The organism is Nonomuraea roseola (genome assembly GCF_039535395.1).
Lineage (GTDB): Bacteria > Actinomycetota > Actinomycetes > Streptosporangiales > Streptosporangiaceae > Nonomuraea > Nonomuraea roseola.
Genome location: NZ_BAAAXC010000014.1, coordinates 209,383 through 224,142 on the forward strand (window position 1 = coordinate 209,383; position 14,760 = coordinate 224,142).

Sequence of the window (14,760 nt, forward strand, 5' to 3'; positions counted from 1 at the left end):
GCGCTCAGCGCCAGGCGGCGACGGCGTCGGACGTGTTCCGGCCGTCGTCGCTCGGCGTGATCTCGAGCGTCCCCTACCCGCCGGCCGACGACCGGGCACCCCCTGACCATCCTGCCGTCATCTCCGTGCCACCCAGGCGGTCTACCGTGCGCGCATGATGATCCGCAGGCTACTCGCGGGCGCGCTGGCCGTCCTGACGGGCGGTACGGTCGCCGTTGTGCTGTTCCAGTCCAATCCCGCTACGGCCGAGCGCCGTGCACAGGCCCCCATCGTGATCGGCCATCGTGGCGCCAGCGCCCACCGCCCCGAGCACACGCTGTTGTCGTACGAGGCCGCCATCGCCATGGGCGCCGACTACATCGAGCCCGACCTGGTCTCGACCAAGGACCACGTCCTGGTGGCCCGCCACGAGAACGAGATCTCCGGCACCACCGACGTGGCCTCCCGGCCCGAGTTCGCCGACCGGCGCGCCACCAAGACGATCGACGGCAGGCCGGTCACCGGTTGGTTCACCGAGGACTTCACCCTCGCCGAGCTCAAGACGCTGCGCGCCAAGGAACGCGTGCCCGACCTGCGCCCTGACAACGCCGCCTTCGACGGGCTGGCGGAGATCCCCACGTTCGAGGAGGTCGTCCGCCTCGCGCAGCGCCACGACGTGGGCGTCTACCCCGAGACCAAGCACCCGACCTACTTCGACTCCATCGGCCTGTCGCTGGAGGAGCCGCTGCTCGAGGTGCTGAACACCCACCGGGTGCGCAAGGCCTTCATCCAGTCGTTCGAGACCGCCAACCTGCGCGACCTGCGCGCCAAGACCAGGCTGCCGCTGGTCCAGCTGATCACCTGGGGTGGCGCGCCGTACGACTGGACGGCCGCCGGCGATCCGCGCACCTATGACGACATGGTCAAGCCGGAGGGTCTGCGTGAGGTGGCCGCGTACGCCGACGGGATCGGCGTGGACACCCGCCGCGTCGTGCCCGTGGGCCCGGACGGCAGGCTGCAGCAGCCGACCACGCTGATCGCCGACGCCCACCGCAGGCGGCTGCAGGTGCACGTCTGGACGGTCCGCAACGAGAACTCCCAGCTGCCCCTCGACCACCGGCTCGGCAACCCGGCCAGCCCGGTCTTCTCCAGGGCCACGGGCGACGTGATGGGCTGGCTGCGCAGGCTCGTGGAGCTCGGCATCGACGGGGCGTTCTGCGACGACCCCGGCATGGGCAGGGCCGTGATCACCCGGCAGGCCGTACGCCCAGGTGGGTGACCCACGGGCCGCCCGCCCAGGTGTGAGGAGAAGGCCTCGCCGGTCCCTGACCGGCGAGGCGCCCCGATGCCCGCCGCCGCAAGAACGCGGCGGATATCTTCACGCCTCTCCAACCCCTGAAGAAATCTTTGAACAGAATGATCAAAAGTATGGACAGACAGTTGAGGCCGGGTGAAAATCCGATCGTCAATCGAAGATCGCGGAGACGCCGGGCGGGTGACCCGTCCCGCGCGTAACCCCTGCTCACCATGGGCGAGGACGTATGCGGGTACTGCGTGGGCTGTTCACGGCGACACTGATCTTAGCGATCTCTCCTGCGGTGCCGGCCCAGGCTGGTGCCGTGCCGGAGCCACCTCCGAAGGCGGTCGAGGAGCAGTCGACGACCGAGGCGTCCGCGCTCGCGGCGGCGCGCCACACCGGCCGGCCGGTCGAGATCGAGTCCATGCGTACCGAGACCCGCCAGGTCTTCGCCAAGCCGGACGGCACCCTCGTCCTGGAGCACAACGTACGCCCTGTGCGCGTACGCCGGTCAGGCGGCTGGGTCCCCGTCGACACCACTCTCCGCCTCAACCCCGACGGCACGGTCAGCCCGGCCGCGGCGGCGGTCGGGCTGACCTTCTCCGGCGGCGGCGGCGCCCCGCTGGCCAGGCTGTCGCGCGGCGCCAAGTCCCTGGAACTCGGCTGGCAGGGCGCGCTGCCCAAGCCCACGCTGAAAGGCGACACCGCCACCTACGCCGAGGTCATGCCGGGCGTGGACCTCCAGGTCACAGCGGACGTGGACGGCTTCTCCCACGTCCTGGTGGTCAAGTCGCGAGCCGCCGCGGCGAGTATGACGGAGCTGACCTTCCCGCTGTCCGCCTCCGGCCTGTCGGTGAAGGCGGACAGGGCGGGCAACCTCGAGGCCACCGACAGGAACGAGGGCACGATCTTCATCGCGCCCACCCCGAAGATGTGGGACTCCGAGGGGATCACGAGCCCGCAGGCGCTCAAGGAAGGCCGCTCCCCCGAAGCCCGCGAGGCCGCGATGGGTGTGGAGCTGACGGGCAGGCAGCTGCGGCTCAAGCCGGACAGGAAGATGATGACGGACCCGAAGACCCGGTTCCCCGTCTATCTGGACCCGTACTTCTCCGCCGCGCGCAACGCCTGGACGGCGGTCTGGAGCAACTGGCCCAACTCCAACTACCTCAACTCCAGCGACGTCGCCAGGGTCGGCCACGTCGAGTCGCAGAAGAACCGCTCGTTCTACCAGATGAACACCGGCTCGACCATCCACGGCAAGCAGATCATCAAGGCGACGCTGCGCACGTACGAGACGTGGTCGTACTCGTGCAGCGCCCGCAAGGTCGAGGCCTGGGCGACCAACCCCATCAGCAAGAGCACCACCTGGAACAACCAGCCCACCTGGGCCAGGCTGCTCTCCACGGTGAACGTGGCCAAGGGCTGGGGCCCGGCCTGCCTGCCCGGTGGCGTCGAGTTCGACGTCACCTCGCAGGTCGTGGACGCCGCCGCCAAGAAGTGGCCCAACGTCACCATCGGCCTGCGCGCCACCAGCGAGACCGACGTGTACGCCTGGAAGAAGTTCAAGAACAACCCCAGCCTGGTCATCGAGTACAACTCGCTGCCCGGCGCCCCGGTGGCGGCCGACGTCTGGTCGGACCCGGGCGGCCCCTGCGTCTCCGGCGACGACCGGCCGATCATCAGCACCGCCGCACCGAAGCTGTGGGCCAAGCTGCGGGACACCGACAACTCCGTCCGCGGCCGCTTCGAGTGGTACAACGCCGCCGGGGTGAAGACGGGCGAGCACCTCACCCCCTTGGGTTCGTCTGGCGCCGCCTACTACGCGACGATCCCGGTGAGCCTCTACGCCGACGGCGCGCTGATCCGCTGGCGGACCCGCGCCGAGGACGGCAAGGCCACCAGCGCGTGGAGCCCCTGGTGCGAGGCCACCGTGGACGCCACGGCCCCCAGCAGGGAGCCCGCGGTCTCCTCGCCGCAGTACGCGGAGAACGGCTGGAGCGACGGGGTCGGTCTGCCCGGCACGTTCACCTTCGCCCCGAACGGCGTCTCCGACGTCGCCGCCTACGTCTGGGGCCTCGACTCCACGCCCAGGACGGAGGTCACCCCCGGCCAGGACGGCAGCGCCACCATCGCGCTGACGCCGCGCCACGACGGCCCCAACGTGCTGTCGGTCCGCAGCAAGGACCGCGCGGGCCAGCTCGGCCCCATCCGCACCTACGTCTTCAACGTCACCGCGGGCAAGGGCCCCAGCGGCCATTGGTCGCTGGACGAGGGCCAGGGCGACGTGGCGGCCGACACCGTGCAGGCCCACCCCGCGACGCTGTACGGAGCGGCGTGGACGTCCGGCAGGACCGGCACGGCGCTCAGACTGGCCAACGCCTACGCCCAGACCTCCGGCCCCGTCATCGACACCAGCCGCAACTTCACCGTCAGCGCCTGGGCCCGCCTGACCGGCACGGCCGCCTCCGCCACCGCCGTCACCCAGGAGGGCGGCAGGACGGGCGCGTTCTCGCTGCAGTACGCCAAGGCCAACGACCGCTGGGCGCTGACCGTGGCGGGCTCGGACGCGGACGGCGCGCCTGCGGTGCGCGCGCTGTCCACGGCCGCGCCGAGGCTGAACGAGTGGACCCACCTGACCGGCGTCTACGACTCGGCGGCCGGCCAGATCTCGCTCTACGTGAACGGCAGGCTGGAGGCCACGGTCGCCGTGACGCCGCCGTGGAGCGCCGCAGGTCCCCTGACGATCGGCAGGGGGAAGGTCAACGGGGCGGCTTCGGAGTACTGGCCAGGCGACGTCGACGAGGTGCGGGTCTACGGCCGCGCCATGTTCGCCGACGAGATCGCCGACCTGGTCAACAGCGCTGCCACGCTGGTCGGCCACTGGAAGCTGGATGAGGAGTCCGGCTTGTCGGCGGCCGACGCCTCGGGGCGGGCGACGGCCGCGACTCTCTCTGGAGCCGCCTCGTGGACGTCGGGCTGGCTGGACGGCGCGCTCGCGCTCGACGGCGTCAACGGTTACGCGCAGACGACCGCGCCCGTGGTCAACACCAGGACCGGGTTCACCGTGGCCGCCTGGGCCCAGCTCGACTACCTGCCCACCCGTGACACGACGGCCGTGGCCCAGCCGGGCAGCAGGGCCGCCGGGTTCCAGCTCGGCTTCGACAAGGAACAGGGACGGTGGACCCTCGGCATGGCCGCCGCCGACACCGACACCGCCGCTCTCGTCCGCACCCGCTCCGACGACATCCCCAACCCGCTGGAGTGGGCCCACATCGCAGGCGTGTACGACCCGCTGGCCGGTCAGCTCCGCGTCTACGTCAACGGCCGCCTGTCCACCACCACCGTCACCGACCACCTGAGCGCATGGAACGCCACCGGCCCGCTGCAACTGGGCCGGACCAGGACCGCGGGCACCTTCACCGGCTTCTGGCCGGGGGCGGTGGACGACGTCCGCGCCTATGACGGCGTCTTGAGCGCCGAGCACATCGCACAGCTAGCCGCCCAGTAACTCCCGCACCGCACCCCCGACTGGGAGAGGTTCATGGACCTGCCGGATGAGTTAGAGCTGCCCGAATCCCGCTGGAATCGCACTCCTCCGCCCGAAGAACCCGAGCTTCCCGACCCCTCATGGAACCGTTTCCAGGAGCCCAAGCGCGAGTCGCCCTGGCCCCGCAGGATCGCCACCACTCTCTCCGTCCTCCTGGTCGTGCAACTGGTGCAGGCCTTGCCCGCCTCGGCCGCCTCTCGCCCTGCCCCGTCCGTGCAGAAGGAGAAGCCGGTCAAGGGACAGGCGGTCCCCGTCCTTGCGCCGATGGCCGACCCCGTCCAGAAACAGGTGTGGAAGGCGCCGCCAAGGGTCGCCTGGCCCCGACCCCAGAAGGCCGAGCTGGGCGGCGGCGCCGCCACCCTGGCGGCCGGCTTCCCCGTGCAGCTGGCTCCCGGGCGAGGGGAGGCCAAAGCCGCAGCCGGAGCCGAGCCGGTGAGCGTGGAACTGCTCGACACCGACCTGCTCGGCATGGCGATGCGCGTCTCCCCCGGCCAGGGCGTCGCGGCCGCAGGGGCGGCGAAGAAGACCCGCCTGCAGATCGACTACTCGGGCTTCCGTTACGCCTACGGCGGCGACTACGGCGCCCGGCTGCGGATGGTCAAGGTGGACGAATGCGCGCTCGACGCGGCCGCCGCGAACTGCGCGGCGCCCGAGCCGGTGAAGAGCGAGAACGACGCCAAGGCCGGCACCCTGACCGCCGAGGTCGAGACAGGCGCGGTGTACGCGCTCACGGCCGCCGCCTCAGGGCAGTCGGGCGACCACTCGGCCACCTCCCTGTCCCCCTCCGCCGACTGGAGCGTCGGCACCCAGACCGGCGACTTCACGTGGGGCTACGACATGCGCACGCCGCCCGCGCTGGGTGGCGACGAGCCGGAGATCTCACTGGGCTACTCCTCGCAGAGCGTGGACGGCCGCACCGCCTCCACCAACAACCAGGCGTCATGGGCCGGTGACGGCTTCGAGCTCAACCCGGGCGGCTACATCGAGCGCCGCTACAAGTCCTGCATGATCGACGGCAAGAAGACCGGCGACCTGTGCTGGGACCAGGACAACGCCACCCTGTCGCTCGGCGGCTCCGCCGTCGAGCTGGTCAAGGACGCCACCACCAAGCAGTGGCGGCCCAAGCGCGACGACGGCACCCGCATCGAGTACCTCACAGGGGCCGCCAACGGCGACAACAACGGCGAGTACTGGCGCGTCACCACCTCCGACGGCACCCAGTACACCTTCGGCCTCAACCGCCTGCCCGGCTGGGTGACCGGCAAGCCGGAGACCAGGTCGGTCCAGACGGTGCCGGTGTTCGGCAACAACAGCGGCGAGCCCTGCTACTCAAGCACCCCTGCCAACGCCTGGTGCCAGCAGGCCTACCGGTGGAACCTCGACTACGCCGTGGACCCCCACGGAAACGCGACCACGTACTGGTACGAGCGCGAGACCAACCACTACGGCCGCAACTCCAAGCCTGAGCTGGGCACCCCGTACGTCCGTAACGCCTACCTCGCCCGCATCGACTACGGCTACCTGCAGGGCGAGCTGTTCACCAAGGCCCCTGCCTCCCGCGTGCTGTTCGAGGTGGCCGAGCGCTGCCTGCCCAGCGGCACCGTCACCTGCGCAGCCGACCAGCTCAAGAAGGAGACCGCAAGTCACTGGCCGGACGTCCCGTTCGACCAGATCTGCGACGCCGGAGTGAAGTGCGTCGACCGCACGACGCCGACGTTCTTCACCCGCAAGCGGCTGACCAAGGTCACCACGCAGGTCCGCAACGCCGCCGGCCAGTACTACGCGGTGGACTCCTGGGCGCTGACCCACCAGTTCCCCGCCACGGGCGACGGCCTCAGCCCGTCGCTGTGGCTGGCCTCGCTCCAGCAGACCGGCCACGTGGGCGGCACGATCACGCTGCCCAAGACCACCTTCATCGGCGTCCAGCTCCCCAACAGGGTGGACGCCACCGAGGGCCGCGCCCCGCTGGTCAAGTGGCGCGTCCAGTCGGTCGACAACGGGACCGGCGGCGAGCTGCGGGTCAACTACGCCCCCGCCGACTGCGCGCCAGGCGCGCTGCCTGCGGCTGACAAGAACACCAAGCGGTGCTTCCCGCAGCGCTGGACGCCGCAGAACGAGACCGAGGTCACCGACTGGTTCCACAAGTACGTGGTGTCGCAGACGATCGAGGTGGACCGCGTCGCGGCCTCGCCCAACGTGGTCACCAGCTACGAGTACCTGGACGGCGCCGCCTGGCACTACGCCGACAACATCCTCGTCAAGCCCGAGCACCGCACGTGGTCGGACTTCCGCGGGTTCGGCCGGGTACGGGTGCGTGAGGGCGACGGGCAGGACACCAAGCGCACGCTCACCGAGTTCCGGTACTTCCGCGGCATGCACGGCGACAAGCAGGCCGACGGCTCCAGGCGGAGCGTGCAGATCGAGGACTCCGAGGGCGGCAAGCTGGACGACCTCGACCAGTACTCCGGCTTCGAGCGCGAGGAGATCCTCTACGACGGCGACGGCGGGACCGTCCTGAAGGCGTCCGCCGAGCAGCCGTGGTCGGTGAAGACCGCGGAGTCGACGCAGGGCGGCGTCACCAAGGCCGCGCACGTGGTCGAGGCCAAGTCCATGGTCACCCGTACCGCGCTGCCGGGCGGCACCTGGCGGCGGACCGGCGAGGAGCGCTCCTACGACACCAGGGGCCTGCTCACGCAGGTGGAGGAGAAGGGCGACCTGGCCTCGCCCGACGACGACCAGTGCACGAGCTACACCTACGCCCGCAACGACGCGAGCTGGATGCTCGACTACCCCAGCCGCGTCCAGAAGATCGCCGCGAGCTGCGGCACCCCCGTGTCCACGCTGGCCGCCGGTGAGCTGATCTCCGACGAGAAGGTCCAGTACGACGGCAAGGCGTACGGCCAGGCACCGAGCAAGGGCGATGTGACCTCGGTCCAGCAGATCGTCTCGGGGGACGGCGCGACGATCACCGACAGCGCCCACACCTACGACGTGTACGGCCGCGAGACCAGCGAGACCGACGCCATCGGCACCAAGGCCGTGACCACCTACAGCCCGGCCACGGGCGCCCTTCCGACCGAGATCACCGAGACCAACCAGCTCGGCCACGTCGAGCGCACGATCCTCGAACCGGCCTGGGGCGAGCCCGTGGCCGAGGTCGACGCGAACAACCGCCGCATCGATCTGGAGTACGACGCGCTCGGCCGCCTGACCAAGGTCTGGCAGGCCGACCGCAACAAGACGGCGGGACAGTCGCCCAGCACCGAGTACTCCTACGTCATCCGCGCCGACGGCCCCAGCATCGTCACCACCAAGACGCTGCGCGCCGACGGCGGCTACACCGCCAGCCACGAGCTGTACGACGGCCTGACGCGCGAGCGCCAGACCCAGGAACCCGCGCCCAAGGACGACCAGACGCAGGATCCCGCGCTGCGTGACGGCCGCACGATCACCGACACCTTCTACAACTCCCTGGGCGAGCAGTCCAAGACCAACACCGGCTACTTCGCCACCGGGACGCCCTCCACCGACCTGCTGGCGGTGGCCGACACCGACGTGCCCACGCAGGTCGTGTCCGTCTTCGACGGGACGGGTGACGTCAACGCCCAGATCCTCAAGGCGAAGGGCGTGGAGAAGTACCGGGTCTCCTCCCGGCAGGAGGGCGACAGGGTCCACATGACGCCGCCCCCCGGCGGCACGGCGACCACCCGCATCGGTGACGCCGAGGACCGCCTGATCGAGTTGCGCCAGTACAAGGGCGCGACCCCGACCGGCGAGTACGAGTCCACCAAGTACAGCTACGACCACGCCGGACGGCTGTCCACGGTGACCGACTCGGCAGGCAACGTGTGGCGCCACCACTACGACCTGCGCGGCCGGGAGATCAAGACCGAGGACCCCGACAAGGGCGTCACGACGATGACGTACAACGACGCCGACGAGATCGTCAGCACCACCGATGCCCGCGGCAAGACCCTGTGGTACGTCTACGACGAACTGGGCCGCAAGAAGGAGATGCGCGAGAGCTCCGCGACCGGCCCGCTGCTCGCGGAGTGGAAGTACGACGCCCTGGCCAAGGGCCACATGAACGCCAGCATCCGGTACGTGGGCGGGCAGGCGTACAAGGCGGAGATCAACGCCGTCGACGCCGACTACCGGCCGCTGCGCGAGACCGTCACCGTCCCCGAGCGGGAGGGCAAGCTGGCGGGCTCGTACGTGCTCAACACCCGCTACACGCTCGACAACAAGGTCCAGTCCGTCAGCTTCCCCGCCGCGGGCGGCCTGGCGGAGGAGTCGGTCGTCTACAGCTACGACGAGCTGGGCCAGCCGACCAAGGTCACCGGCCTGTCGTCGTACGTGACCGCGACCCGCTACTCCAAGCTGGGCGAGACCCTGCAGTACGAGCTGGGCACCGGAGGCAAGAAGAGCTGGCTCACCTACACCCACGACGAGTCCACCCGCAGGCTGACCGGCATGCGACTGGACAGGGAGAGCGCAAGCGCGACCGACCTGGACCTCACCTACACCTACGACGCGGTCGGCAACATCACCAAGATCGGCGACAAGGGCGCGAGCGGTCAGGACACGCAGTGCTTCTCCTATGACCATCTGCGCCGACTGACCTCGGCCTGGACGGGCACCGACGACTGCGCCGCCGGCAGCCCCCAGCCGGACAGGATCGGCGGCGTGGCCCCGTACGCGGTCAGCTACGCCTACGACTCCACCGGCAACCGGACCAAGGAGACCAAGCACGGATGGGGCGGCGCGGCCGACGCGGTCCGCTCCTACACCTACCCGCAGGCGGGCGGAAAGCAGCCGCACGCGCTGCAGGCCGTCGGCGCGGACCTCTTCGAGTACGACGCCGCGGGCAACACCACCAGGCGCAAGGTCGCCGCCTCTGACCAGACCCTGGCCTGGGACGCCGAGGGCAACCTGGAGTCGGTGACGGAGGCGGGCAAGACGACGTCGTTCGTGTACGACGCCGACGGCAACCGGCTGCTCCGCAAGACGCCGACCGATGCCACGCTCTACGTCGACGACATGGAGCTGCGCTTCGACTTCGCCAAGGACGTCGTCGAGCAGACCCGCTACTACACCATCAACGACCAGCCCATCGCCGTACGCACGAACGACAACCAGGTCTACCTGCTGGCCAACGACCACCAGGGCACCGCGCAGGCCGCGGTGAACGCCGGCAACGGCGAGCTGGCCGTACGGAGGACGACGCCGTTCGGCGAGAACCGGGGCGCGCCCCCGCCATGGTGGCCGGGCCAGCGCGGATTCGTCGGAGGCACGCAGGATGCGACGACCGGGCTCATCCACCTCGGCGCCCGCGAGTACGACCCCGGTAACGGCCGCTTCCTGTCGGTGGACCCGGTCATCGACGATGTGGATCCGCAGCAGCTCAACGCCTACGCCTACGCCAACAACAGCCCCGTCACGATGAGCGACCCCGACGGGCAGTTGGTCTGGTTCGTGGTCGGTATCGGCGTCCGGATCGGGGCCCGCTACCTCGCCAAGAAGCTGGCCCAGCGCGCCCTCAGGCGAGAGGCGATCCGCCGTGCCAGGGAGGCGGCCAGGAAGCGGGCCCTGGAGGAGGCGAGGAAGCGAGCCTTGGAGGAGGCCAAGAAGCGGGCCAGGGAGGAGGCCAAGAAACGGGCGCTCGCCGAGGCGAAGAAGCGGCGGCTGGCGGCGGCCAGGAAGAAGGCGGCCGAGGCCGCCAGGAAGGCGCGGGAGGCGGCGGCCAAGCGACGGGCCGCGATGGCGGCCAGGAGAGAGGCGAGGAAGGCGGCTCGCGAGGCGGCGGCCAAGCGGCGGATGGCGCTGGCCTCTCAGCGGCGCAACCACCGGGCCGGCAGGATTCCCAGGGGAATTCAGCACGCGCGCTCGCGTCCGGCGAGCCGTCCCACCAGCCACAGGGCGACGCAGCGGCAGTCGCCGCCCAAGGCGAACCGGCAGCCGGCGCAGCCACGGCCGAGCCAGGTCTACCGGAACGACGGCTCGGTTCAGCCGACCCAGTCCTACACCGTCTACGGCAACGGCCGGATGTATCCGCAGGGCAGGCCACCGTCGAACCTGCCGCAGCGCGGCGGCTCCGGCCAGGGTCAGAAGCAGATCTTCAAGCCGGAGAAGTACGAGATCGAGACGAACAGGAGGGGCGCCGCGACCGCCGAGCTCGGCGCCCGAGGTCAGAAGATCGCGGACAACTTCGTCGATCTGTTCGACATCTGGTTCGGCGGACTCTGACGGCACCTCCTTCCGCTGAGCGCTGACCGGCGCGGGACCCTCGTGGTCTCGCGCCGGCGGCGTTTCACCGGGCACGCCCCTGACCCGGGTCTCTCATTCGGCCGGCACGTCGATCGACCGCAGGAAGCTCATCATGTTGAGCGGCGGTTGCTGCATGAGCCGCTCACGGAGCTCCGCGGCCGGCCCCTCCTCCACCGTCGGCTCCTGGGCCCGTTGCACGATCTTGAGGACCTTCAGCATGACGGCGACGGCGTGCTCGTCCCCGTGACCGTGCTCACCGTGATGATCATGCTCGCTCTCCGGCCAGTCGAAGGGCTCGGCCACGGCGACCCACTTGCCGGGTTTGAACCAGGCCACGCCCTTGTGGTCGATGCGCTCGATCTCCCCAGGGGCGATGGCTTCGTGGGCCTCGAACCAGTCCTGGATGCGGTTGTCCACCCAGCCGTGCAGGCGCCAGAACAGCGGGTTGAGGTGGGAGGAGTAGAAGTCCCCGAGATAGTCGTAGCTCGGGTCGTCCCATTTCTCGTCGAAGTCGAAGTCACCGCGCAGGGCGACCTTGCCCTGCGCGTCCCGCGGAATGGAGGCCCAGCGCATGTGCATCTGGTTGTGGATGGTGAACTCCAGAAGGTTGCCGAGAGCTCCCAGAGACAGGCGGGACAACTCCAGCGGTGAGGTGTAGGTGCGTTCCAGCGCCCTCATCGCGAAGCTGAGATAGTTCGGAGACTTCAGCAGCTTCATCGTCGGCCGGCTCGCTTCGGGGAACGTGGCCAGCAGCTCCGCATCGGCCGGCGGGACCATGAATCCGGAGCGGGCGGCGTCGTACTGCATGATCTTCTCACCTGGGCGGGCGGGATCGTCCTTCTCCAGGTACACGTATTGCGGTGCGTCAGCGCCGGGGATGGATCTCCAGCCGGGGATGACGGCGACGCCTGAGCGCTCGTAGATCTCGTTCACCATCCGGATCATCCGCCGGTGCATGAACAGGAAGTCCTCACCGGCGCCGTTGGCCAGATCGAGCCCCTTGTGGTTGGACGGCGGGCGCTCGATCCCCCAGCCCAGTTCGGTGATCTCCTTGCGGTGGACATCGGTGAGCGGGTCCCGCCAGACCGACCGGAGAAGGTGCCAGGTGGTGTGCCGCAGACGGTGGACCCGCGTGGTCAGCATCGACAGCGCCTCCGGCAGCAGCGCCACCCCCGGCACCTCCCTGGGAGCGGGGAAGTTGCGTTTGACCGCCACGAAGCTGGCCGTGACGCCCGCTCTGGCCAGGTTGGAGCCACTTCCGTGATCCTTGGCGCGGAGAACCGTGCCGGTGAGCGAGTGACGCTGCTCGACGCCCGCTTCCCAGGCGCGGGAGAGCACGCCGTCGTACTCGTAGTGGAAGTCCGCGACACCGGTCTTCGGACGTCCTTTGCCCGACATTCTGAACCGCGCGGTCGACCAGTCCAGGATCTCTCCCGCGATGTCCATGACATCCTTGCGATCCGCGCCGGGAGCGGCCGGGAAGGACAGCGTGCCGGTGATGGTCCTGTCCTGCTGCACCGAGAGATAGAGTTCGGCCTCCCCGAACCGGAGCTTGTTGAAGTCGTCAACCGGCGCCGGGTGGTTCAGGAAACTTCTGTAGGTGTAGTACCCAGTGAGGTCTTCAGCCTGCACGACCGCTCCTTGTCGATGGTCTGTTTCGGCGCTTCGGCGCTCGAGAGGAGCCGTCGGCAGCGCACCGCAGCAGGCAATGCCCGGCCCGTTCCTTCGCTTAACTCCGGCTACGGTCAAGCTCGTAGCAGAGTGTCACCGGTCCTGCGATCGGTCCCCGAATACGCTCGCCGGGTCGTCCCGGCGCATCTGCCTCGTCTGCGACGGCTGGTGGAGCGGTACGGGGAGTTCGGCGCGGACGGTGAAGCCGCCCTCTGGCCGGGGGTGGGCGCGTAGCCGTCCGCCCAGCTCCGTGACGCGCTCGCGCATCCCGGTCAGCCCGTTGCCTGGCGCAAGCACCTGGCCCGGCCTGGCCGTACCGTCGTCGTCGACCTGGAGGACCAGCTCACCGGGGTGGTACCCGATGTGGACCGACGCCGACGCGTCGCCCGCGTGCCTGGTGATGTTGGTGAGAGCCTCCTGGACGATGCGGTAGGCGGCGCGATCGACGTCCCCCGGCAGCGGCGTCGGCGCGCCGGTGACCGTCACTCTGGCGGGCAGGCCCGCGGAGCGGACCCTGGCTACCAGGTCGTCAAGGCGGTCCAGTCCGTGGCTCTTCGCATCGTCGGCGCTGTCGCGAAGCACCTCGAGGGTGGCGCGGAGTTCGCGCATCGCCTCGCCGCCGGCCTCCTGGATGGTCAGCAGCACCTCCGGCACCTCCATGCCGCGCTTGCGCGCCAGATGGACCGCCACCCCCGCCTGCACCTTGATGATCGAGATGCTGTGGGTGAGGGAATCGTGCAACTCCCTCGCGATCCGCAGTCGCTCCTCCCCCGCACGTCGGCGTGCCGCCTCCTCCCTGGTGCGTTCGGCTTCGGCGGCTCGCTCCTCGACCTGCCGCAGGTAGGCCTGCCGGTGCTTGCTCACGGTTCCCGCGACGGCCGCCGCGAGGAACCAGCCGACCAGCAGGACGGTGCGGTCGACGAGGTCCTGGGCGGGCTGCTCGGCGGTGACCATGCTGGCCGCCAGGGTGCCGCCCAGGAACACGACGCAGGCGACCACGAGGATCAGCCGATGACCGGCCCTGACCGCGGAGTAGAGCGCGACCAGGACGGGAAAGGCGGCCGGGGGTCCCGGGTTGGTCCGCACCGCGTAGAACAGCATGCAGGTGGTGGCGACGACCAGGGCCGTCATCGGCGCCCTGCGCCAGGCGACGAGCACGAGTGAGCCCGCCAGGACGGCCATGAGGTCCACGGCGTCGGTGTCGGAGGCGGACAGCGCGCCGACCATCAGCACAGCGGCGACCGCCACCGCGAGCGCCACGTCCGTCACGAGCGGCCGCCGTCCGCGCTCAGAGCTCATCCCCGCACAGTAGAGCCTGCGCACGTGCGTCTCGGCACGGGGTCAGGACCGGCGCTACTCCCCCGGTGGTAGTCCCGCGGAATCTGCTCCCCCTGGCGTACGGGAAGGAGCGACCCACGGAGGACGATCAGCGATCGTCGAGCGGCAACGATTTCCCCCTGACCCGCTCAATCCATGAAGACGATCACCACAGGAGACCTCACCGTGCTGCGGCCACCCATCCAGGCGTTCGCGCTGCTGTCCACGGGCTTGCTCTCGGGGGCGTTCGGCTACGGAGCCGTGAACGTGGCCTACGCGTTCAGGGTCGTGCCCCTCGACGTGCGCTTCACCTTCCATACGGCGCTGATGCAGGTCAATGGGGTCGTCATGCAGACAACGATGGCACTGGCGATCCTCTCCTCTGTCGTGCTCGCCATCGTCTCGCGTCGGCTTCCACGGTTTCTGGCCGCGGGCGCTGCGGTGCTCGCGCTGACCTCGTTCCTGGTCACCCGGTTCGGCAACGTCCCCATCAACGGCCTGATCAAGCGGTGGGCCGTCGGCCCCGTCCCCGCGGACCACGCGGCGATCCTTCAGCGGTGGGAGATGTTCCACGTCGTGCGGACCAGCGCCGCCTTCGTCGCGTTCCTCCTCATCGTCGTGGTGGTCGTCGCGGGCGACCGGCTCATGAAGTCCAGGACCGGCCCCGTCCCCGCCGTATGAG

The 14,760-nt window shown here is 69.9% G+C and carries 6 protein-coding genes; 4 read left to right on the forward strand and 2 right to left on the reverse strand.

What is annotated here, in order from left to right; genetic code table 11:
- Positions 1-154: 154 nt before the first annotated feature.
- From ABFX55_RS19295 to ABFX55_RS19305, 3 genes are all read left to right on the forward strand, one after another.
- Complete coding sequence (locus ABFX55_RS19295; protein ID WP_346122887.1) at positions 155-1,258, forward strand: glycerophosphodiester phosphodiesterase; 1,104 nt, start codon at positions 155-157, stop codon at positions 1,256-1,258.
- Between the two features lie 340 nt (positions 1,259-1,598).
- Positions 1,599-4,784 (forward strand): LamG-like jellyroll fold domain-containing protein, encoded by a 3,186-nt coding sequence (locus ABFX55_RS19300; RefSeq protein WP_346122889.1) that lies wholly within the window; start codon positions 1,599-1,601, stop codon positions 4,782-4,784.
- 33 nt (positions 4,785-4,817) lie between these two features.
- Positions 4,818-11,069: an RHS repeat-associated core domain-containing protein gene (locus tag ABFX55_RS19305; RefSeq protein ID WP_346122891.1), complete on the forward strand. Its 6,252-nt coding sequence runs from the start codon at positions 4,818-4,820 to the stop codon at positions 11,067-11,069.
- A 93-nt stretch (positions 11,070-11,162) separates the two neighbouring features.
- On the opposite strand, the gene ABFX55_RS19310 is transcribed toward ABFX55_RS19305, so the two are convergent.
- Positions 11,163-12,722 (reverse strand): hypothetical protein, encoded by a 1,560-nt coding sequence (locus ABFX55_RS19310; RefSeq protein WP_346122893.1) that lies wholly within the window; start codon positions 12,720-12,722, stop codon positions 11,163-11,165.
- A gap of 132 nt (positions 12,723-12,854) precedes the next feature.
- A complete protein-coding gene (locus tag ABFX55_RS19315) occupies positions 12,855-14,060 on the reverse strand; it encodes a sensor histidine kinase (RefSeq protein ID WP_346122895.1) in 1,206 nt (401 codons plus the stop codon).
- A 174-nt stretch (positions 14,061-14,234) separates the two neighbouring features.
- Between ABFX55_RS19315 and ABFX55_RS19320 the strand changes: the two genes are divergently transcribed.
- Positions 14,235-14,759: an anthrone oxygenase family protein gene (locus ABFX55_RS19320; protein WP_346122897.1), complete on the forward strand. Its 525-nt coding sequence runs from the start codon at positions 14,235-14,237 to the stop codon at positions 14,757-14,759.
- The last annotated feature ends 1 nt before the right edge of the window (position 14,760 follow it).

Bases quoted from the DNA above. Each gene is read 5' to 3' on its own strand.
- ABFX55_RS19295 (WP_346122887.1), top strand. From the start codon at position 155: ATGATGATCCGCAGGCTACTCGCGGGCGCGCTGGCCGTCCTGACGGGC.
- ABFX55_RS19305 (WP_346122891.1), top strand. From the start codon at position 4,818: ATGGACCTGCCGGATGAGTTAGAGCTGCCCGAATCCCGCTGGAATCGC.
- ABFX55_RS19315 (WP_346122895.1), bottom strand. From the start codon at position 14,060: ATGAGCTCTGAGCGCGGACGGCGGCCGCTCGTGACGGACGTGGCGCTC.
- ABFX55_RS19320 (WP_346122897.1), top strand. From the start codon at position 14,235: ATGAAGACGATCACCACAGGAGACCTCACCGTGCTGCGGCCACCCATC.